The sequence below is a fragment of the Massilia sp. TWP1-3-3 genome, from assembly GCF_049897805.1.
In the GTDB taxonomy this organism is placed as follows: Bacteria; Pseudomonadota; Gammaproteobacteria; order Burkholderiales; family Burkholderiaceae_D; genus Telluria_A.
In genome coordinates this window covers 14,562-34,927 of sequence record NZ_JAFCWX010000018.1, presented here as the reverse complement: position 1 = coordinate 34,927, position 20,366 = coordinate 14,562, and the positions used below count along the sequence as shown (strand labels likewise).

The following is a 20,366-nucleotide window of genomic DNA, read 5'->3' as shown; positions in this document are numbered from 1 at the left end:
CAACGGAACGTCGGTCGGCAAAGCCGACCCCTTTGCGACAGCACCCCGCGAGCGCGTTTAATGCATCCCGGCGCGCGCGGTGCCGATGATGCGGCCTTCAACGGCCGCCACCAGCGGCGAGAGCTGGCGCGGACACGCCGCATCGACATAGGCGGTGGCGATCTCGAACGGATCGACCACGAATTCGCCGTTGGCGTACATGCTAAAATTACCCACCACGCAACGCCCGAACAAACGCGAACCCGGCGTTTCCTCGATATACCAGCCGCCGCCATACTGCTGCGCGAAATATTCGCCGATAAAATACATCATGCGCACCAGCAGCCAGCTGCGATCGTCAGCGTCGGCAATGGCCATGTCGGCCAGCGCTTTTTCCACATACGGCAAATAGTGGCCGGCTTGCGTGAGCACTTCCTGCGGCGGCTCGATGCCCAACGCGTCGATAAAGTCGACCAGCACCGGCGCCAGTTCGGCATGGAAGTGCTCGAAGGTAGCCTGTCGTTCGACGGGCGTGGCAGCGTGTTGGGATGGCATGGTTGCTCGAATTGCGTGGGATTGATCAAGTATTTTTCACAGCTCTGCCAAGCTTAACCGAAGGCGAACTCGGCAGGATAAATACTTATTCCTCTTGCGTTGACTTGACGCTTTGAACCAACACTGACGCCACCAAAATATCCGCATCGGGTTATCCGATGCAGAACAAGCACTGTTTGCCACCGTAAGACAATACTGATTACGGAAAGTTCGTCGGTATCGATCATGACGCGACAACGCGCACGAAAAAAAAGCCCGCCGAAGCGAGCTCTGTTCCAATGTATTACCAATGCTTTGTTCGTGTCTCAGGCGCCCATGCTATCTGCGTGGTGCCCTGACGTGTAAATCGACCAACGTATTCGGAAGTACAAATCCAGGCTGGTTGCCGCCGTCTACGCACCAACATTACACATATAGGCGCGAGGCGCAGGGCCCGGATAGTGCCGCGGTTCGCAAGAACCCCAACAACAGAACGCAGTATAGCACGGCTTTGTGCGATGCAGCAAAGATTATTTGATCCCGCAGCGCCAACAGCGAAGACGGCGCGGCAAACCTGCGCCCCTTACTGTGGCGCGCCGGTCGTCAGGCCAACCGGCTCGTCGCCCTGCTCGTCGCGCCCCACCCGCTCGTATTCGGCGATCACCTGCGCGCCGAACAGCAGCAAGGTCGCGCCGATCTCCAGGCTGAACATGACGACGATGGCGGTCGTCATCGAACCGTACACCACGTTCACCTGCGACAGCGTGGTGAAATACCACACCAGCACGTGGCGCGCGATTTCCCACAGCAGCGCCGCTGTTACACCGCCGATCAGCGCGTGCGGCAGCGACAAGCGCCCCACCGGCATGACCAGGTAGATGGAACTGAGCACCAGGATTTCACCCGTCAGCCCCAGCAGGTACAGCAGCACGCCGGACACGCCGCCCAGCTGCCACTGGTAACCGAGAAACTGCAAGCTTTCCTCGCCCATCACCTGCAGCCCGCCGGCCACCAGCGTGATGATCATGATGCCGGCGCCCAGGCCGACGATGTAGCAATACGGCAACACGGCCGAAATGAAAAAGGCGCGCCGCCTGATCTTGACGCGATGATGAAAGATCACCGACATGGCGTTTTCGAGGGCCGTAAAGGCGAGCGAACTAAAAAACAGCATCACCACGAACAGCACCCAGGTGACCAGATCGCGGTCGCCCAGGAAGTGCGCCAGTTCAGCCACCACCGCCGCCGACTGGCTCGGCACCAGCCACTCCAAATAGCGCGACAGCGTGGCGAGCAGTTCGTCCTGGTCGATCACATGCGACAGCGCCACCACCACCAGCATCAGGAACGGCACGATCGACAGCAGCGCGTAATAGGCCACGGCGCCGGCCAGCAGCAAACCCTGGTTGGCCTTGAAGCCCTTGAGCGTCTGCCACAAAAAGGCCAGCGGATGCTTGACGATATAGGCATTGGCGCGGCCATTGAGCAGCTTGATGTCGAAGTGGGGCAAATGCAGTTGACTCATCGCGCCAGCCTCAGGCCCGAAAACTGCCAGCGTGTGGAAGCCGGAAAAAAATTGCGGTAACTGGCACGAGCGTGCCCCGGTGGGGTGGCGCAGGACGAGCCGCGCAGGACGTATTGATTGAGCATGAACTTGCCATTATATTCGCCAAGCGCGCCGGGAGCGCACACGTAACCGGGATACGGGCAATAGCTGCTGCTGGTCCACTGCCAGCAGTGCCCGTACAGCTGCTCGATGCGCGCGCCCTGCGCGTCTTGGGCGGCCACTTCCCACTCCGCCTCGGTGGGCAGGCGCGCGTGCATCGCCTGCGCGCAGGCGGCCGCCTCGAACAGCGACAGGTGCGCGACGGGACGCGCCAGGTCGAGCGCAACCTCGCCGGCGAGCGTGAATTCATGCCAGGCGCCGTCATCGTCGCGGCGCCAGTACAAGGGGTGTTCAAGCGCATGCCGGCACACGTCATCCCAGCCTTCGGCCAGCCACAGCGCGGGATCGCGGTAGCCGCCCGCTTCGATAAAGGCGAGGTACTCGCCATTGGTGACCAGACGGCGCGCCAGCGCGAACGGCGCCACATAGGCGCGATGGCGCGGCAGCTCGTTGTCGAAGCAGAAGCCGGCGCCGTCATGGCCAATGTCGACCAGCGCGGCCTGACAGCCAATCCACTCCTGAGGCGCCGCTTCGCCATGCTCTGGCGGTGAAGGCGAATACGCCGGCAGCAGCGGATGCTGCGCCAGCAAGTGCAGCACGTCGGTCAGGATCAGTTCCTGGTGCTGCTGCTCGTGCTGCAGGCCCAGCGTGACCAGCACGGCCAGTTCGGCGTCCTCGGGCAGCTGCGCCATCAGACGCGCCATGCGCGCGTCCACATTGGCGCGGTAATCGCGCACGTAGGCCAGCGCCGGGCGCGTGAGCAGGCCGCGCGCGGCGCGCGGATGGCGCTCGCCGATGCCGTTGTAGTAGGAATTGAACAGCACCCTGAACGACGCATCGAAAGGCGCGAAAGCGCGCTCGAAGCGCTCCAGGATGAAGGTCTCGAAGAACCAGGTGGTATGCGCCAGGTGCCACTTGACGGGACTGGCGTCGGGCATCGACTGGGCGCCGCAATCTTCGTCGGACAAAGGTTCGGCCAGCGCCAGCGAGCGCGCGCGCACCTGCGCGTAAATCGTGGTAGCGTCCATCTCAGGCCGGCAGCGCGCGCGCATACACCAGCGCAAACCACGCTTTGGGATCGGTCCACAGCGCGACGCTCTGAAAGCCCGACTGCTCGATCAAAGCACTGATGGCGTGCGGGCGGTACTTGTAACTGTTTTCGGTATGGATCCGCTCCCCGGCAACGAAGCGGCGCGCTGCGCCCTGCCACGTGACGGTAAGCGCCGCGCGCGCCTCGAGGTGCATTTCGATGCGGCTTTCAGCCTCGTTGAAAAAGCCCAGGTGGCGCCATTGCCGCACATCGAAGTCGGCTCCCAGCAGCCGGTTCACATGGCGCAGCAGGTTCAGGTTGAAGGCGGCGGTCACGCCCAGTTCGTCGTCATAGGCAGCGTCAAGGATGGCCTTGTCCTTGACCAGGTCGATCCCGATCAGCAGGGCGCCGTCGTTGCCGCACTGGGCGCGCGCGCGGCGCAGGAAGGCACACGCCTCGTCGGGAGTAAAATTGCCGATCGAAGAACCGGGATAGAAAAACAGGCGCTTTTCGGCGCGCACCTCGCCCGGCAACACGAGCTGCTGGGAAAAATCCAGACCCAGGCCGGTCATCTCGATGTGCGCAAAACGCTGGCGCAAGCGCTCGATCGCCTCGCGCAAAAAGTCGTAGGATATGTCGAGCGCCACATACTGGGCCGGATGGAGCAGCGGGAACAAGGTCGCCGCCTTGGCGCAGTTGCCCGCCCCCAGGTCGATCAGCGTGGCGCCCGGACCGATGGCGCGCGCGATGTCGGCCCCGTGCCGCTCAACGATGGCAGCTTCTATGCGAGTCGGGTAATATTCGGGAAGCTCGCAGATCGCCTCGAACAATTTGGAACCGAGCGCGTCATACAGGAACTTGGGCGAGAGCATGGCCCGGTCGGCCAGCAAGCCGGCCTGCAGTTCCGCCGCAATGGCGCTCGTGGCAAGGGGATGCGCCGCGTCGGCGGTGGGAGAAATTGGCATGGTTGTATTGGCGCACGGGCGTCAGGTGGCTTTGTGGGGTTTTTGTTATCATAGCCGATTACGTTTTTTTCGACGGTTGGCCACGTTCAATCGTGACTACCGCTTGCTGTTTGCCAGGCACCTTTTTATAGACAGGTTCATATGACACATTTTTCCGCGTTTCGCACCATCAAACACTTGCTGACCGCTTCCGTTACTGCCGGCCTGATGCTGGCCGCTTCCAGCGCGCTGGCCCAGGTCACCCCGGGCGTGCTGCGCGTGTCGGCCATTCCCGACGAAGCGCCGACCGAACTGCAGCGCAAGTTCAAGCCGCTGGGCGACTACCTGGCCAAGGCCACCGGCCTGAAGGTCGAATTCACCCCGGTGACCGACTACGCGGCCTCGGTCGAAGGCTTGGTCAACAACAAGCTTGACATGGTCTGGTTCGGCGGTTTTACCTTCGTGCAGGCCAAGGTGCGCAGCAAGGGCCAGGTCGTGCCGCTGGTGCAGCGCGCCGAAGATGAAAAATTCCGCTCGGTGTTCATCACCACCGCCAAGGATATCAATTCGCTGGCCGACCTGAAGGGCAAGACGCTCAGCTTCGGCTCCGAGTCGTCCACCTCCGGCCACCTGATGCCGCGCTCCTACCTGCTGGCGGCCAAGATTAATCCTGACACGGACCTCAAGCGTATCGCCTTTTCCGGCGCGCATGACGCCACGGTTGCCGCCGTTGCCGGCGGCAAGGTCGATGCCGGCGCGCTCAACATCTCGGTCTGGGAAAAGCTGATCGCCGAGAAAAAGGTCGATCCGGCCGCGGTGCGCGTGTTCTACACCACGCCTGGCTACTTCGACTACAACTGGACCGTGCGCAGCGACATGAGCCCGGCCCTCAAGAAAAAAATCACCGACGCCTTCCTGGCGCTGGACAAGTCCACAGCCCAGGGCAAGGAAATCCTCGAACTGCAACGCGCCACCAAGTTCATTCCTACCAAGGTTGAAAACTACACCGCGATTGAAGCTGCCGCGCACAGCGCCGGCCTGCTGAAATAAGCGTTCAAGTCAACACCCCATGACCACCTTCCTGCTCGATCAGCTCACCGTGCGCCACCTTGCCGCCGGCAAGGCCACCGCGCTCGACGCGATCGACCTGGTGGTCACGCAGGGCGAGCAACTGGCCATCATCGGCCCTTCGGGCGCCGGCAAGACCACGCTGCTCTCAACCCTGGCCTGCGCCCACCGTCCCGCCCATGGCCGTTTCGCGTTGTTCGGCGACGACCCGTGGGCGCTCGGGGACGCCGCGCGCCACCGGCTGCGCGCGCGCCTGTTCCTGGCGCCGCAAACGCCGCCGCTGCCGCCGCGCCAGCGCGTGGTCAATGCGGTGCTGGCCGCGCGCTTGCCGCACTGGAGCCTGTGGCAAGCCTTCGCTTCACTGATCACCCCCTCCGACCCCGACGCCGCCTTCGACGCCCTGGCGCGCTTTGGCCTGGGCGACAAACTGTATGCGCGCGTGGACCGCCTTTCGGGCGGCGAACGCCAGCGCTGCGGCCTGGCGCGCCTGCTGCTCTCGTCGGCCCAGGCATTGCTGGTTGACGAGCCGCTCTCGGCGCTCGACCCGACGCTGGCGCAAATGACGCTCGCCGCGCTGCAGCACGAAGCGGCCAGCCGCAACGCCACGCTGGTGTGCAGCCTGCACCAGGTCGATATCGCGCGTGCCAATTTTGCCCGCATCGTCGGCCTGCGCGACGGGCGCATCGTGTTCGACGCCGCGCGCGACAACGTCACTGATGCCATGATCGCCGCGTTGTATCAGAACGAGAGCATGACCGTGCGCGAAGCGGAAGCGCACGAAACGCCGGAACGGCTCGCCGTCGGCGCCTGTTTTTAACTGATGGCGCCACAGGCCATCCTGCACCGCGATCCCGCCTGGCGCGGCCGCGTCATCACCGCCCTGGTCTGCCTGGCCTTGCTGTGGCCGGCGCTGGTGTACTCCGAATTCAAACCCTGGATCCTGTTCGACCTGCGCAGCCTGCGCTCGGCGGGCAGCTTCCTGCTCGGCTTTCTGACCCCGGCCACCGAGCGCGGGTTTTTACTGATGGTGCTAGAGCAGACCTGGCAAACCGTTGCCATCGCCACCGCCGGCCTCACGCTGGCGCTACTGGGCGCCATTCCGGCCACCCTGATCGTCACCGAACGGCTGTCCATTTCGCGCCTGGGCACGCACCGCATGCGCCTGCGCTCGAGCCTGCTGCGCCAACTGGTGCGCTGGATACTGATTGTGCTGCGCAGCGTGCCCGAACTGGTATGGGCGCTGCTGTTCGTGCGCGTGGTGGGCCTGGGGCCGACCGCCGGCGTGCTGGCGATCGCCATTTCATACAGCGGCATGCTGGGCAAGGTGTACGCCGAAATCCTCGAGTCGTCCGACGCGCGCGCCACCGATGCGCTGCTGGCAAACGGCAGCTCGCGCCTGGCCGCACTGCTGTACGGCGCGCTGCCCGAATCGGCCTCCGAGCTGGTCTCGTACACGGTGTACCGCTGGGAGTGCGCAATTCGCGGTTCGGCCGTGATGGGCTTTGTGGGCGCGGGCGGCCTGGGCCAGCGCATGCAGGAATCGGTCAATGCCATGAATGGCGGCGAAGTGTCGACCATGCTGATCATGTTCGTGCTGCTCGTTGCGCTGGCCGACCTGGTCTCGCGCATGCTGCGCAAAAGGCTGGCATGACAGCTCGCCGCCACCCCGCGCGCCCCTTCCCCGCCCGCCCCCGGCGCGCGCTGTCGACCTGGCTGCTGCTGGCCGCCCTGGCTGCGCTGGTGGTGGCCAGCTTCGCCTCGCTGCCCCTGCAGTGGGCCGCATTTTTTACCGCCGACGCCACGCGCTCGATGGGTGAATTTTTAAGCGGCTTCGCGCCGCCCGACCTGGAACCGGCCTTTGTGCTGCGCGTGGCGCAGGCCAGCGCCGAGACGGCATCGATGTCGGCACTGGGCACGCTGCTGGCGGTGGGCGGCGCGCTGGCGCTGGCCTTGCCGGCGTCCGGCCGTTTTGGCGGTACGCTGCGCATTGTCGCGCGCGGCCTGCTCAACGTGCTGCGCTCAATTCCGGAACTGGTGTGGGCCTCGCTGCTGCTGGTGGCCGCCGGCCTGGGGCCGTTCGCCGGCACGCTGGCGCTGGCCGCGCACACCAGCGGCGTACTGGGGCGCCTGTTTGCCGACGCGCTTGAAAACGCCGAACTGCTGCCCGAAACCACGCTGCGCACCAATGGCGCCGGCGCCATGGCCGCCTTTATGTACGCCACGCTGCCGCAGACGCTGCCGCAAATGCTGTCGTACACGCTGTACCGCTGGGAAAACAATATCCGCGCCGCGGCCATCCTGGGCGTGGTCGGCGCCGGCGGCCTGGGCCAGCTCCTGAAGTACAACCTGTCGCTGTTTAACATGCCCAGCGCGGCCACCGTCGTCATCGCCATGCTGCTGCTGGTGGCGATGGTGGACGCCGTCAGTTTCGCGCTGCGGCGCGCGCTCACCCACTAAGACAATCCCATGCTCGAACTACGCGACCTGAAAAAAACCTACGGCGGACGAACCGTGCTGCACGGCCTGTCGCATCACTTCAAGGCTGGCGAATTCGTCGCCATCATGGGTGAATCGGGCGTGGGTAAATCGACTTTACTGAACCTGATCGCAGGCCTCGATGCCCCCGACAGCGGCGACATCGTGATTGACGGGGTGCGCATGGCCGCGCTTGACGACGACGCCGCCACCGGCCTGCGCCGCACCCGCATGGGCTTTATTTTCCAGGCCTTCCACGTCCTGCCGCACCTGACGCTAGCGCAAAACGTGGCGCTGCCGCTGCTGCTCAACGGCCAGCCGCGCGAGCGCGCCGGCCAGATGCTGGCGGCGGTCGGCTTGCAGGGGCGCGATCACGACTTTCCGCGCCAGTTGTCGGGCGGCGAAATGCAGCGCGTGGCGATCGCCCGCGCGCTGGTCCACAGGCCGGCGCTGGTGCTGGCCGATGAACCAACCGGCAACCTCGACCCGGAGACGGCGGACAGCATTCTGGCGCTGCTGCGGGCCGAAGTGAAGGCCAGCGGAGCGAGCGCGATCATGGTCACGCATTCCCACGCGGCAGCGGCGCAGGCCGATAAAACCCTGCTTTTGACACGCTCGGGCCTTCAAATCGTGACTAATACGCACAAAAATGGGTAACACGACCATTTTTTTATCAACTTTGCTGCGAATATATTCTTATCGTAGTATTATCAAAGCACCCGCGCCGCATGAAATGTCGCCAAATGTCACGTGCGGGCCGAAAGCGACAGCAAAGGTCGCTCCCTCGCCCATCAAGCAGGTAACCTTTTGAGGAGAGTACGATGAACGTACGGCAAAAAAAATTGGAAATGATTGAGGCGATGAACCGCGCCCGGGCACTCGAGCCATCGAGCTTTGTGCCTAACAAGCTTCTGGACACCTTGATCGAAAAGATGAAGCTCAAGAACGATGCGGAATTGTGCCGCGTGCTGGAAGTGCAGCCGCCAATCATCAGCAAGATTCGTCACCGCAAGCTCGCAGTCGGCGCCACCATCCTGTTGCGCATGCACGAAAAGTCTGAAATGAGCATCAAAGACTTGAAGGAACTGTCGAACACGTCAATGCACTAAGACGCGCGCGTCAACGTCATGCTGCCAGGCGCCGGCAGCCGATCAGATGATCCCGATCGGCGGCGCCGTTGTATAGCAAGCTGCAAAGGCCGCACCCAAACCATGTGCGATCACCCGTATTCGGTCTTATTCGCTTTTAGGGCGTCCCGTTTTCAGTTGCGGCAGGCTGGCCAGTACCCGTTGCAGGGTTGCCAGATCGAGCTGGCTGATGAGCGCTACGCCGATGCGCAGCAATTCACTCTTCTTGATTTCAAATCCCGCCTTGATGCAGGCTTTTTTCACTTGTCCCAGCACCGCGTATTCCTGCTCGGGCATGGTGAAGCTGTCGCGCACCAGCTTGGCCTTGCTCTCTTTGCTCTCCTTGGGCAGCTCGGGCGCGGCGGCCGCTGGCGCTCGGGCCGGCGCTTTTGGCGCTGCTTTCGCGACCGCTTTGGGCGCCGCGCTCTTTTTCAGCGCAGGCTTGGAAGCGCTTTTCGCTGCCGGCTTGACGGCCATTTTTTCTGGCGCAGGCTTGGCTGCTGCCTTGACGGCTGGCTTGGGCGCTGCTGTTTTCACGGCTGGCTTGGCGGCCGGCTTGACGGCCAGCTTTTCAACTGGCTTGGCGGCTGCTTTTTTTGCCGCAGCCTTGACCGGCAGCTTGGCCGCTGCCGGGTTGGCGGCAGGCTTTTTTGGCGCTGCCGGTTTCAGGGCGGCGACTGCGTGGCCGTTGGTTTTTGCGGTTGGGGACTTAGCCATGGCAACTCCATTGTTTAATCGTTAAAACAATATATATCATTTAGCTTCTATTGTGAAGCGAGCCGCTTGGCAAACAGTACGCCAAGTCGGCATGGTATGCCCAGCATCGATTGCTTGACCAGCGACAATTATTGATCCAGATCATACCGAGCACGCGCGCCGGGCGGATTACGCTACCCGGCGCACGCTGAAGTCGACGCCCACTTCATCCCAGCATTCCTGCTCTTTTTCGATCCAGAACGAGAGCGTCGGATGGCTGGCCACCCAGTCGCGCTTGATCTCCAGTTCGATCTTGTGCTTCATGCGCAGCTTCAGTTCCGCGCCCGAGGTTTCCATGCGCGCATGCATGAGCAAGATCGCCATGCGCAGCGCCAGCACCGCCTTGGCGAAATCGGCCTCCGACAGCGCATCGGCCACCTTGCGCAAATTGCCCTTCTGGGCCAGCACCAGCCTGCCCATCAGTTTTTGCTCGCGCGTGGTAAAGCCCGGCAAGTCGGCGTTTTCGACCATGTAGGCGGCATGCTTGTGATAGCCCGTCTGCGACAGCGCCAGCCCGATTTCATGCAGCATCGCGCTCCACTGCAGCGGGCGCAGGCAGCTCTCGCCGGCCGGCTTAAGCTGGGCGTACAGCACGCCGGCCTGCTGCGCCACGCGCGCGGCGCGCTCCTGGTCGACGTGGAACTTGGACGCCAGTGCGGCCACCGACTGCTCGCGCCGGTCGCGCTGCATCGAACGCAGATACAAGTCCCACATCACGCCCATGCGCAAACCGGCTTCGATCGGCTGCACGGCTTCGATGTCGAGCTCGCGCACCAGCGCGATCAAGATCGCCAGACCGCCGATGATGGTGCCGGCGCGCTCGGGCCGCAGGCCGGCCATGTCGATGTTGGCCACCTGTCCAAAGCCGATGAAGCGCTGCTTGAGCGCTTCCAGAGAGAGCGCCGACAGGCGCGCGTCGCCCAGCTTGTTCCTGGCGATGATGTCGGCAATCGCGCGCGCCGTGCCGGACGAACCGTAGGCCGCGTCCCAGTGGAGCTGCTCATAGAACGGCGCGGCGTCCTCGAAATGGCTGCGCGCCGACAGGATCGCCGCTTCATAGGAAGCCGCGTCGATGCGCCCGCCGACGAAAAACGACAGGCTTTGCTTGACCGTGCCGATGCTGAACGATTCGACCCGCTCGATGTCCGGCCCGCGCCCCAGTATCAGTTCGGTCGAGCCGCCGCCGATGTCGATCACCAGGCGCCTTTCGGCTGGGGCGGCGAGCGAATTGGCCACGCCCATGTAGATCAGGCGCCCTTCCTCCTCGCCCGAAATGATTTCGATCGGGTAGCCGATGGCTTGCTCGGCAAGCGGCAAAAAGGCGGCGCTGTTTCTGGCGATGCGCAGCGTGGACGTGGCCACCACGCGCACCGCATCGAGCCGGTAACCGGATAGCACGGCGGCAAAATTGTGCAGGCACGCCAGCGCCGACTGCCTGGCAGCTTCGGTCAGGTTGCCCTGGGCGTCCAGTCCTGCGGCCAGGCGGATTGGTTCGCGCATGCTTTTGAGGACACGGATGGCGTCGCCCTCGTGTTTGCCGATATGCAGGCGAAAACTGTTAGAACCTAAATCAACTGCGGCGTACATCGTAGCCTCTTCATCAAGTAGCATATTCATGGGAGGCATTCCGGTGGAGGGCGTCTGCCCACTCTACCGGGTCCGGATGACCGGCGTGTGACGCGACCGGCCGGCAGCATGCATCAGGCCGGCAGCGCCGCCGGCGCTGCTTCGACCACGCTGTTGCGGCCCTGCTGCTTGGCCTGGCGCAGCGCTTCGTCGGCGCGCTTGAACAGGCTGACGGTATTGTCGTCGGGTCGGATCACGGTCACGCCGAAACTGGCGGTCAGGGTGATCATCGCGCGTTCGGTTTTGATGGCCCCGCCGGCGACGGCGGCGCGCATGCGCTCGGCCACCAGCAGCGCTTCGGCCACGCCCGTGCGCGGCAGCAGCAACGCAAATTCGACGCCCACCAGACGCCCGAGCTGGTCGCTGTCGCGCAGCTGCTTTTTGCACACGTCGATCACTTCGCGCAGCACCGCGTCGCCGGCCGGGTGGCCATAGCTGTCGTTGACGCGCTTGAACTGGTCCAGGTCGATCAGCACCAGCGCGGTGGGCACGCCCGGGCGGCGCGCCAGCGCCATCCAGGGCGCCAGTTTATCGAAAAAGCCGCGCCGGTTCGGCACGTCGGTGAGCGGGTCGACCAATTCCAGGCGCGCCAATTCTTGCTGCAACTGCTCGCGCGAAAGCAGCAAAAAGCCAAAGCCGCCCAGCAGCATCAGGATATAAAAGGCGCCCGAGGACAGCGTTTGCAGCAAGCCATTGCTAAGCCAGCCCCAGCCGCCGGGCATGGTCAGCACCAGCACCGCGCGTGCGGCCACCAGCAGCGCCAGCAAGACAGTGGCGACCACCAGGAAACGGCGCAGCATGGAGCCGTTGCGCCAGCCGGTGGCCAGCGCGGCCGCGCCCGACAGGTAGCAAGCGCCTAAAATGAGGGAACTGGCCACCACCCGCATGCCGATTTGATCGATGTAATAACAGGCGAAAAACGCCAGGATTGCCAGCGCCAGCAGCGGATAGGTCAGGCGCCGCCAGCCGAGCTTGCCCGCACCTTCCCACAGCGCGCCCGACTCGAGTGCGACCCCGACGAACAGCACCGCGTAGCCGATGGGAATCGACACCGGGTCGGGCACCACGCCGTTGCCGCGAAAATACAGTAGCAGCCAGGCTGCAGCCTGGCATTGCTTGGAAATGCTCCAGATCGACAGCGACGGCGACTTGCCGCTCTCGTACTGGTAAAAGAACAAGGCCCCGCACAGCGTGATATTGCCCAGCGCCAGCGCAAAAACCAGGGTGGTGATATCGATCATGCGCCGCTGCGCTCAGGTTTCGTGTTCAACATTGGTGCTGCCGTCGCCGATTTTGCTGGCCCATGCGCGCGCAAAAAAAGCGCGCTCGATCTCGGTCGGCTCGCCGCTCCAGAACACGATCAGCGTGCCCTTGTGGTCATGCAGCTGGCTGAATTTTTCAATGAAGCCCTCGCCCACGCCGTGCGCGTCGGCCAGCGCCACCGCGTAGCCGTAGACCCGGGTCAGGCGCTCGATCCGGTCCGGTTCGGTCTGGCTGTTGGTGGCGGTGATGGTCGGGTGGTCGAGGAACATGGGCGCCTTTCATGGGGATCAGGATCAGCTTATCAGAAACCGGTGCCGCGCAACAAGCAGGGCGTGCGCGGCGCGCCGGGATATACTTGCCCTGGGCAACTTGCCCACAACACCACCAGGTCCACGCCGCCATGCCGCCACGCCCCGCTCCCTTGCCGCCCTGCCCCGCGCCGCTGGTCAGCACCGAGGGCGACTTCCGCACGCTGGCCTTTGCGCCGGGCGAGGTGCAAAGCGCAATGCGGCTGTCGGACCCCACGCGCCTGGTGCTGGCCTATTGCCGCGCCATCATGTGCTTTGCGCTATTCGTGCCGCGCCCGCGCCACATCATCATGGTGGGCTTAGGCGGCGGCTCGCTGGTGAAGTTTTGCCATCGCCATTTTCCCGACGCAGCCATCACCGTCATCGAATCGCGCGCCGACGTCATCGCCCTGCGCGCGCAGTTTGCCGTACCGCCCGACGACGCGCGCCTGCGCGTGGTGCATGCCGACGCCGCCGACTGGCTGGCGCGTTTTGCCGGCAGCGCCGACGTGCTGGTGGTAGACGGCTTCGAGCGCACCGGCCTGCCGCCCGCCCTCGGCAGCGCCCGTTTTTACGGCGATTGCCGGCGCGCGCTGGCCGATGGCGGCGTGCTGGTGGCAAACATCTTCAGCTATGACCCGCACTACCCGCGCATGCGCGCGCGCCTGTCGCTGATGTTCGACGCGCGCGTGTGCTGCCTTGCGCGCGCCGCCGGCAACAACCGCATCCTGTTCGCGGTCAAGGCCGGCATCGGAGCGCACGCGCCGCGCGCGCTGCGGGTGCAACGCTGGGTGGCGCGCGCTGACGCTCGAGGCTTGCGCTTTGGCCTCGGCCTGTTCCATGCGATGCTGGCGCAAGCAGTGGTGCTCTGGCTAGCGCACCGTGATGCCATCCAAAAGGCAACAAAATCCCGGAATTAGCATTGCCGTTCCGCAATGCATTTGCCCGATTGCATGGTTCTATGACACACTGGCGGCGCACGCAAGAACGGCGCAGCCGCGCCGCCACGCCACGCCACCGTTAGGACACTAGGACATGCCGCGTCGTCGCCTGCACCTCTCGCTTGCCGTTGCGGCAGCCCTGACCCTGGGCGGCGCTTTGGCCGCCACGTTGGCCGTGTCGGTGGCGGTCGGCCGGCTCGAGTCGGGCAAGGTCGCGCTCGCCTTCCAGCAGCGCGCCGGCGTGCGCGTGGCGGCGATCCACCAGGGCCTGGACGAGGCGGTCGAAGTGCTTACCGTCACCAACCAGCTCTTCGGCGCGGTGCAGCCGGTGACGCGCGATCAATTCCATGACTTCACCACGCCGCTGCTGGCGCGCTATCCTTTCATCCAGGCCTTCAATTTTCACAGGCGGGTAGGTGCCGCCGAGCGCGTCTCGGTCGAGGCTGAACTGGCGGCGATCGTCCCGGGCGTGCGCATCACCGAGATGGTCGGCGGGCACCGCAGCGTCGCGCCGGCGCGCGCTTTTTACAGCATTGTCGACTACCTCGAACCGATGGCCGGCAACGAAGCGGCGTTCGGGCTGGACGTCGCGCCCAACACGCGCGTGATGGCGGCCCTCGAGCGCGCCACGGTCAGCGGCCGGGCCGCTTCCACCGATCTGATCAGCCTGGCGCAGGACACGCGCAGCAACGGCGGCTTCCAAGTGATCATGCCGGTCTACCGAGCCGGCGCGCCGCTGGCCACGGCCGCGCAGCGGCGCGCCGCGCGGGTGGGTGACACGGCAGCTATCATCCGGGCCGGCGCGCTGGTGCAGAAAATTCTCGACGGCGGCAAGTTGCAAACCGATCCAAGCGTGCAGATGTGGGTGTACGTGGGCGCGCGCGCCGATCCCGCGCGCCTGGTGTACGCCAGCGCCGGCGCGCCGGCGGCGCCGCCGCCGGCGCTGGCCGGTTCGCGCCTGGAACGCTGGCTCGCGCCCGACACCCGCATCAGCGTGCAGCACACGCGCGACATCGCCGGCCAGCCGTGGCACGTGATCGTCGGCCAGGCCGAGCGCGCGCTGCTGCCGGACCACATCGGTTCGCTGTCCTGCCTGCTGGGCGGGATCCTGTTTTCGCTGTTGATGACGGCCTTCGTGCAAACGCTGGTGCAGCGCTCGCGCCGCGTGCAACGCCTGGTCAACGAGCGCACGGCCGACCTGAAACTGTCGAACCAGCGCCTGATCGACGACGTCGCCGCGCGCGGGCGCGCCGAGCACGCGCTGCAGCTGAGCGAACAGCGCTTTCGCCAGCTGGTGGCCATGTCGTCCGACTGGTATTGGGAGCAGGATGCCGAGCTGCGTTTCGTCAACATCACCGGCGGCATCGATGAAAAAGGCGGCATGCCGCCGGAGCGGCTGATCGGGCGCACGCGCTGGGAAGCGGTGGAAGGCATGCAAGCGAGCGCCTGGGGCCAGGCCCACATCGCCCAAGTGATGGCGCACGAACCGTTCGAAGATCTCGAATACGCCACGCGCGACGATTTCGGCGAATTGCGCTGGTTTTGCGTGAACGGCGAACCGTTGTTCGACGAGCGCGGTAACTTTTCCGGCTACCGCGGCACCGGGACCGACATCACCGCGCGCAAGCTGACCGAACAGCGCATCGGGCATATCGCCCAGCACGACGTGCTCACCGGCTTGCCCAATCGCAGCCTGCTGCAAGACCGCCTGGCCGAGGCAGTGGCGTACTCGGCCCGCAGCGCGCGTCCGGTGTGGGTCATGCTGGTCGATCTGGACCGCTTCAAGTTCGTCAACGACAGCATGGGCCACAAGGCCGGCGACGTGCTCTTGATGACGATCGCGGCGCGCCTGCGCTCGGCGCTGCGCGACACCGACACCGTGGCGCGCTTGTCGGGCGACGAATTCGTCGTCATCCTGGCCGAGCACGACGACGAGCAACTCGCGCCCGACATCGTGCAGCGCCTGATGGATGCCATCGCCCAGCCGGTCATCCTGGGCACCAAAGAGTTTTTCGTCACGTGCAGCATTGGCGTAGCCGTGCATCCGCCGAACGGCGCCGCCAGCGACAGCTTGATCGAGCATGCCGACATTGCCATGTACCGCGCCAAAAAGCTCGGGCGCAATAATTTTCAGTTTTATACGCCGGCCATGAATGAAGAAGCCATGGAACGGGTGCGCATTGAAAGCGCCTTGCGCAATGCGCTCGAACGCAATGAATTCGTGCTGCATTACCAGCCGCAGGTCAACCTGGCGAGCGGCCAGATCGTGGGCATGGAAGCGCTGATCCGCTGGCAGCATCCGGAGCTCGGCGTGGTGGCGCCGTCGCGCTTTATTTCCGTGGCCGAGGAAACCGGCCTGATCGTGCCGATCGGCGCCTGGGTGATGCGCACCGCCTGCCGGCAAAACAAGCAGTGGCAAGATGCCGGGCTGGGCGCGCTGCGGGTAGCGGTGAACCTGTCGGCGCGCCAGTTTGCCGCGCCCGACCTGCTGGCCGACATTACGGGCGTCCTCGAGCAGACGGGGCTGGCGGCGGCCTGCCTCGAGATCGAATTGACTGAAAGCCTGTTCATGAGCGACGTCACGACCGCCGTCGAGGTGTTGCATGGCATGAAGTCGCTGGGCGTGAATTTGTCGATCGACGACTTCGGCACCGGTTACTCGAGCTTGTCGTACCTGTCGCGCTTTCCGATCGACGTGCTCAAAATCGACCGCTCGTTCGTGTCCGACATCGCGAGCGACGCCAGCGACGCGGCGATTGTCGCGTCAATCATTGCCCTGGCACACAATTTAAAATTGTCGGTGATTGCAGAAGGGGTGGAGACGGCCGAGCAGCTCGACTACCTGCGCCGCCACGGCTGTGACGAAATGCAAGGCTACTACTTCAGCCGGCCGCTGGCCGCTGACCACTTCGAGCACCTGTTGCGCCAGCGCGCCTGCCTGCCGCCAGACCCTGCGGCAGGCGCGGTGCGCGCCGCGTGAATCCGCCACACATATTTTGTGGTTATTTCGACATGAAAGCTTGGAAATAGCTTATCATCCATAATCATCCGAGAATGTCGGAGTGCGAAGGAGAAACCAGATGAACCAGCCGACCCCCATGCAGCGCGCCCCGCGCACCGACTTTCGCACACGCGACGTAGTCAACCAGGCCATTGCCGCGATTCCCACGCTGGGATTGCAGCAAGTTGCCGAATTTCTCAACGCGATGAACGTGCCGCCTGAAGTGGCGATCCGCACACTGGTCTACCCGACACGCCGCCGCAACTTCTGATCACTGATGACGGCGCATGCGCAAACGGGGTCGGACCACCGGATGGGATAACAAGTCCTGTCCAGTGGTCTGACCCCGTTTTTGTTTGACGGCGTTTTGTTGCTGCAGGTTGCTGCAGGTTGCTGCAGGTTGCTGCAAAACCGGTTCAGTTGTTCAGCTTGTCCTGCGCCTCGATATCGGCCAGCGATTCGCTGCCTTTGTCGGTAATGGCGTAACCGCCCGCTTCAAGCGCGACGATGTGGCTTTTCTTGCTCAGGAACAGGCCGACATCGGCATCGAGCACTGCTTGCGGGTCAGCCGTGAGCGCGCGCAGCGCGCTGATGCAGCGGCGCAAGAACAGCGACTGGCGCCCGTTCTCGGTCAGTGCTACCCGGCCATCCTTGGCGTATTCGATCAGTTTCAGGCCGGACAGGCGCTTGGCGTTGCGCCCGACGCAGGCGTTGACGCGGTCATGCTGAGCGCCACGTTCGATGTGGCCGAGCGCATCATATTCGTCGGTCGTCAGTTTTACATTCTTCATTGCAGCTTTCATAGGGGCCAGATTTCGGCCCCCATGGTAACCGCACGCGCCGCCGCGGGCAACCCGCAAAACACGCGCGGCGCGCCGAGCCGCTCAGTTGAAGTTGCGAATCACCATCCACAACAGGCCGATGGTGACAAAACAGCTCACCAGCAGCGCTGCCTGCAGCGGCCTGGAGTCGAATACCGAGCTTCGTCCAAGAGGAATTTTATTGTGTAAGGAATTGCCCATCATATTCTCCCGTAGGGATCACAAGCGATTGTTGGAAGACCGGTTTTACTATGCAGTATTTGTGCCGAGAATGGCAAATTATTCCACGACTTTGTAGCCATAAAGCAACGTATGTTGCTATTTTGCTGGTGGCGCTATTGCGCGCCGGCGGCTTGGTCGGGCTGCTAGGATCACCACACCGACCGACCACGCACGCTTGACCACGGAGCCTATCATGCCCAACACCAAACCCTTCCCCGACCCGGCCACTGCCCACGCCCTTTCCGACGAAGCTGACATCGGCAGCGGCGAAAAAACGCCGGGACAGCTAGAAACTGAACAAATGATCCGCGAAATCCCCCCGCTGCCGCCTTCGGGTCAGCAATCGGCCGAAGACGATGCCGCAGGACGCGACGCGGTTGGCGCGGGACGCGAACGGCGCGAGCATGACGCCTCGCTTCAGCGCGACGAACCAGCCGACAACCTCGACGCGCTCGATCCGGCCCCGCCAGAGGGAAACTAAGGAAAGTGAACGAGGAGGGTAAGCAAGGCGCTAAGCAAGCCGTCCTGCTCAGGCCCGCAGCGAGGCCCGCAGCGAGGCCCTCAGCGCTACCTTGAGCGGTGTCTGGGGCGCGCGCGGTTCCTCGACCGGCGCATTGACTGGCGGGGGCACATCCTCCGGCACCGGGGGTGGTTTTGGTTCGGGCACCGCCGGCGCGTCCGGGTCGGGCGTGGAATGGGCGCGCGCGGCGCCAGGGCTTGTTGCTTGCGTAACCATGATGTGCCTTTCTGCGTACTTTGTTGCAAGATTGGCTGCGACGTTTGCGGCGACGGACGTCACCAAACGCGTCGCGACCCTCTTGGCTGGATTACCGCGCGCCCTGCAGGCACGTGGCAATGACGGCCCCGCTGGGCCGCTGCGGCATCAGTGTTTCTGTTTTTGCTTGGCGCCGCCGCCGGCACCGCCCTCTTCGCCGGCCTTTTGGCGCGACATGTGCTCGTGACTGCTCTTGTCGGTGCTCTTACCGGCATTTTCCTTGGCGACGTCTGCCTCCGACTTGTGATCGGACTGCTGGTTTTGCGTTTCGTTCGTTTTAGATTGCGTCATGGTGTGCTCCTTGAGTGAAGTGAAGTTAAAAAACAGTTTGAATGGGTGGGTTAAGGCGCCCGGCGCGACAAAGCCAGCAAGTTGTCGACCTCGGTGCGCGCCACTTCCACGCCCGCCACGCAGGCAATGTCGGCGGTGGCATGCCCGCCCGCCGTCTGCGACCGGGTGATCGTCGCCGCCGGGTCGCCATCCTTGCCGCCGTCGACCGTTTTGCTGATGCGATACTCGAAGTCCCACATGTCGCCGCAATCCTTGAGCGGTGTCACGGCAATGGTGAAACCCTTGTACTCTTCCGTTGTAATTTGCATATGTTTCTCACTTGTTTTTCGCAGACTATCATGGAAAAAGTGAAACTTCCGTACGGTGCTTCAATCGTGCGCGGGCCGTCCCGCCTGGCGCTGTTGCCTTGCCGCAGCAAAACTCGGTATAGTCTGACAACTCAACTTCCCGCACCCGCCCCCATGACGTTTCGCATTCGCTCCCGGATCGCTTCGCTCGTACCCGCCCTGTTTGCGGCCGGCGCCGCCGCCGCCCCGATGACGCTGGCCGATTACTTGGCGCTGTCTGGCCCCGCGCCCACCGCCACCATCACCTATGGCAGCGCGCCTTCACAGTTTGCCGAATTGTTCCGCCCGGCCGGTCCAGGCCCATTCCCTGTCGTGGTGCTGGTGCATGGTGGCTGCTGGACGGTCAAATACGGGGGCATCACGCAAATGCACAATGTGGCCGGGGCGCTAGCCGCGCGCGGTATTGCAGTATGGAACGTGGAATACCGCCGGGTTGACGAAGACGGTGGCGGCTACCCCGGCACCTATCTGGACATGAACGCCGCGCTCGACAAGCTGGCAAGCGAGGCCCGGCGCTACCAGCTCGACACTGCGCGCATCGTCGCCATGGGCCACTCGGCGGGTGGGCAGCTGGTGCAATGGATCGGCGCGCGCGCAAAGATTGCCCCGTCCAGTCCCCTGTTCCAAGCCAAGCCGCTGCCGGTGCGCAGCATCATCAGCCTGGGAGGCCTGGCCGACCTGCGCCATGAACAAGCGCTGATCAAGTCGAGTTGCGGGCTCGACCTGGTGCAACTGACCGGCTTGCCCAGCGCTACCCGCCCGAACGCGTTCGTCGACACCAATGCTGCCGAGCTGATGCCCAACGGCAGCCGCACGCTGCTGATCACGGGGGCGCTCGACACCATTTCGCCGCCTCGCGTAGCCTACGCCTACGCGGCGCGGGCCCAAGCCGCCGGCGACAGCGCCAGCGTGCTGATCCTGCCAAACGCCAGCCATTACGATGAAATCGCCGCCATTTCTCCTGCGTGGGAACTGATCCTGCCAGAAATCAAAAATGCCCTAGGCATAGTCAGATAACCATCTTCCAAGGAAAATTCTTGTTGCGTGCATGCAACAAGCGACACTGGATAGCTTCCCACTTCTGGTATCGTCGATTTACGCGTCAACTTTCAACCTACGCTTACCTTGCGCGCAGCGCTGGCCCATTCCCCGCCAGCCAACGGTTTTTTGGCATTCCAGCCGCCTAGCGCCCCAGCCTCGCCTTGGACAAACG

24 protein-coding genes are annotated in these 20,366 nt (G+C 64.0%); 11 read left to right on the top strand and 13 right to left on the bottom strand.

What is annotated here, in order from left to right:
• Window positions 1-57: 57 nt before the first annotated feature.
• From ACP7D4_RS17640 to egtD, 4 genes are all read right to left on the bottom strand, one after another.
• Window positions 58-534 carry a hypothetical protein gene (locus tag ACP7D4_RS17640; protein WP_426106492.1) on the bottom strand — a complete coding sequence of 159 codons (477 nt, stop codon included), beginning with the start codon at window positions 532-534 and terminating at the stop codon, window positions 58-60.
• A gap of 562 nt (window positions 535-1,096) precedes the next feature.
• Window positions 1,097-2,038 carry a YihY/virulence factor BrkB family protein gene (locus ACP7D4_RS17635; protein WP_426106493.1) on the bottom strand — a complete coding sequence of 314 codons (942 nt, stop codon included), beginning with the start codon at window positions 2,036-2,038 and terminating at the stop codon, window positions 1,097-1,099.
• Complete coding sequence (egtB, locus tag ACP7D4_RS17630) at window positions 2,035-3,207, bottom strand: ergothioneine biosynthesis protein EgtB (protein ID WP_426106495.1); 1,173 nt, start codon at window positions 3,205-3,207, stop codon at window positions 2,035-2,037. Before egtB ends, ACP7D4_RS17635 begins: the two co-directional genes overlap by 4 nt.
• 1 nt (window position 3,208) lies before the next feature.
• Window positions 3,209-4,174 (bottom strand): L-histidine N(alpha)-methyltransferase, encoded by a 966-nt coding sequence (gene egtD, locus ACP7D4_RS17625; RefSeq protein WP_426106497.1) that lies wholly within the window; start codon window positions 4,172-4,174, stop codon window positions 3,209-3,211.
• A gap of 141 nt (window positions 4,175-4,315) precedes the next feature.
• On the opposite strand from egtD, the gene ACP7D4_RS17620 reads away from it, so the two are divergent.
• The 6 genes from ACP7D4_RS17620 to ACP7D4_RS17595 all read left to right on the top strand — a co-directional run bounded on the left by ACP7D4_RS17620 (window position 4,316) and on the right by ACP7D4_RS17595 (window position 8,805).
• On the top strand, window positions 4,316-5,203 hold the full coding sequence (locus tag ACP7D4_RS17620; protein WP_426106498.1) for a putative selenate ABC transporter substrate-binding protein: 888 nt from the start codon (window positions 4,316-4,318) through the stop codon (window positions 5,201-5,203).
• Window positions 5,204-5,222: 19 nt separating this feature from the next.
• On the top strand, window positions 5,223-6,038 hold the full coding sequence (locus ACP7D4_RS17615) for a phosphonate ABC transporter ATP-binding protein (protein ID WP_426106499.1): 816 nt from the start codon (window positions 5,223-5,225) through the stop codon (window positions 6,036-6,038).
• Between the two features lie 3 nt (window positions 6,039-6,041).
• On the top strand, window positions 6,042-6,872 hold the full coding sequence (locus ACP7D4_RS17610) for a PhnE/PtxC family ABC transporter permease (RefSeq protein ID WP_426210401.1): 831 nt from the start codon (window positions 6,042-6,044) through the stop codon (window positions 6,870-6,872).
• On the top strand, window positions 6,869-7,678 hold the full coding sequence (gene phnE / locus ACP7D4_RS17605) for a phosphonate ABC transporter, permease protein PhnE (RefSeq protein WP_426106503.1): 810 nt from the start codon (window positions 6,869-6,871) through the stop codon (window positions 7,676-7,678). Before ACP7D4_RS17610 ends, phnE begins: the two co-directional genes overlap by 4 nt.
• A 9-nt stretch (window positions 7,679-7,687) precedes the next feature.
• A complete protein-coding gene (locus ACP7D4_RS17600) occupies window positions 7,688-8,353 on the top strand; it encodes an ABC transporter ATP-binding protein (protein WP_426106504.1) in 666 nt (221 codons plus the stop codon).
• 164 nt (window positions 8,354-8,517) lie between these two features.
• Window positions 8,518-8,805: a hypothetical protein gene (locus tag ACP7D4_RS17595; RefSeq protein WP_426106505.1), complete on the top strand. Its 288-nt coding sequence runs from the start codon at window positions 8,518-8,520 to the stop codon at window positions 8,803-8,805.
• 126 nt (window positions 8,806-8,931) lie between these two features.
• On the opposite strand, the gene ACP7D4_RS17590 is transcribed toward ACP7D4_RS17595, so the two are convergent.
• The 4 genes from ACP7D4_RS17590 to ACP7D4_RS17575 all read right to left on the bottom strand — a co-directional run bounded on the left by ACP7D4_RS17590 (window position 8,932) and on the right by ACP7D4_RS17575 (window position 12,737).
• The gene (locus tag ACP7D4_RS17590) at window positions 8,932-9,540 is read right to left on the bottom strand and encodes a hypothetical protein (protein WP_426210399.1); all 609 of its coding nucleotides are present in this window, start codon (window positions 9,538-9,540) and stop codon (window positions 8,932-8,934) included.
• A 168-nt stretch (window positions 9,541-9,708) separates the two neighbouring features.
• Entirely contained in the window at window positions 9,709-11,166 is a 1,458-nt protein-coding gene (locus tag ACP7D4_RS17585) for a Ppx/GppA phosphatase family protein (protein ID WP_426106523.1), read from the bottom strand.
• A 113-nt stretch (window positions 11,167-11,279) separates the two neighbouring features.
• Window positions 11,280-12,446, bottom strand: a complete 1,167-nt coding sequence (locus ACP7D4_RS17580; protein ID WP_426210397.1) for a GGDEF domain-containing protein — start codon at window positions 12,444-12,446, stop codon at window positions 11,280-11,282.
• A 12-nt stretch (window positions 12,447-12,458) separates the two neighbouring features.
• Complete coding sequence (locus ACP7D4_RS17575) at window positions 12,459-12,737, bottom strand: hypothetical protein (RefSeq protein ID WP_426106509.1); 279 nt, start codon at window positions 12,735-12,737, stop codon at window positions 12,459-12,461.
• A gap of 131 nt (window positions 12,738-12,868) precedes the next feature.
• Between ACP7D4_RS17575 and ACP7D4_RS17570 the strand changes: the two genes are divergently transcribed.
• From ACP7D4_RS17570 to ACP7D4_RS17560, 3 genes are all read left to right on the top strand, one after another.
• Window positions 12,869-13,675 (top strand): transferase spermidine synthase, encoded by an 807-nt coding sequence (locus ACP7D4_RS17570; protein ID WP_426106511.1) that lies wholly within the window; start codon window positions 12,869-12,871, stop codon window positions 13,673-13,675.
• A 115-nt stretch (window positions 13,676-13,790) separates the two neighbouring features.
• The gene (locus ACP7D4_RS17565) at window positions 13,791-16,676 is read left to right on the top strand and encodes a bifunctional diguanylate cyclase/phosphodiesterase (RefSeq protein WP_426210394.1); all 2,886 of its coding nucleotides are present in this window, start codon (window positions 13,791-13,793) and stop codon (window positions 16,674-16,676) included.
• A gap of 100 nt (window positions 16,677-16,776) precedes the next feature.
• Window positions 16,777-16,968 (top strand): hypothetical protein, encoded by a 192-nt coding sequence (locus tag ACP7D4_RS17560; RefSeq protein ID WP_426106514.1) that lies wholly within the window; start codon window positions 16,777-16,779, stop codon window positions 16,966-16,968.
• Window positions 16,969-17,113: 145 nt separating this feature from the next.
• Here the strand turns inward: ACP7D4_RS17560 and ACP7D4_RS17555 are convergent, their stop codons facing one another.
• Entirely contained in the window at window positions 17,114-17,488 is a 375-nt protein-coding gene (locus tag ACP7D4_RS17555) for a hypothetical protein (RefSeq protein ID WP_426106515.1), read from the bottom strand.
• Between the two features lie 93 nt (window positions 17,489-17,581).
• Window positions 17,582-17,719 (bottom strand): hypothetical protein, encoded by a 138-nt coding sequence (locus tag ACP7D4_RS17550; protein WP_426210392.1) that lies wholly within the window; start codon window positions 17,717-17,719, stop codon window positions 17,582-17,584.
• 214 nt (window positions 17,720-17,933) lie between these two features.
• Here ACP7D4_RS17550 and ACP7D4_RS17545 point away from each other — a divergent pair, with 214 nt between their 5' ends.
• The gene (locus tag ACP7D4_RS17545; protein WP_426107887.1) at window positions 17,934-18,221 is read left to right on the top strand and encodes a hypothetical protein; all 288 of its coding nucleotides are present in this window, start codon (window positions 17,934-17,936) and stop codon (window positions 18,219-18,221) included.
• A gap of 48 nt (window positions 18,222-18,269) precedes the next feature.
• Here ACP7D4_RS17545 and ACP7D4_RS17540 read toward each other — a convergent pair whose 3' ends face one another.
• From ACP7D4_RS17540 to ACP7D4_RS17530, 3 genes are all read right to left on the bottom strand, one after another.
• Window positions 18,270-18,476, bottom strand: a complete 207-nt coding sequence (locus ACP7D4_RS17540) for a hypothetical protein (protein ID WP_426210390.1) — start codon at window positions 18,474-18,476, stop codon at window positions 18,270-18,272.
• Window positions 18,477-18,623: 147 nt separating this feature from the next.
• Window positions 18,624-18,806 (bottom strand): hypothetical protein, encoded by a 183-nt coding sequence (locus ACP7D4_RS17535; protein ID WP_426107885.1) that lies wholly within the window; start codon window positions 18,804-18,806, stop codon window positions 18,624-18,626.
• Between the two features lie 50 nt (window positions 18,807-18,856).
• Window positions 18,857-19,114, bottom strand: a complete 258-nt coding sequence (locus tag ACP7D4_RS17530; protein ID WP_426107884.1) for a hypothetical protein — start codon at window positions 19,112-19,114, stop codon at window positions 18,857-18,859.
• 153 nt (window positions 19,115-19,267) lie between these two features.
• On the opposite strand from ACP7D4_RS17530, the gene ACP7D4_RS17525 reads away from it, so the two are divergent.
• Window positions 19,268-20,170, top strand: coding sequence for an alpha/beta hydrolase (locus ACP7D4_RS17525; protein WP_426107883.1), 903 nt, complete (start codon window positions 19,268-19,270; stop codon window positions 20,168-20,170).
• Window positions 20,171-20,366: the final 196 nt, after the last annotated feature.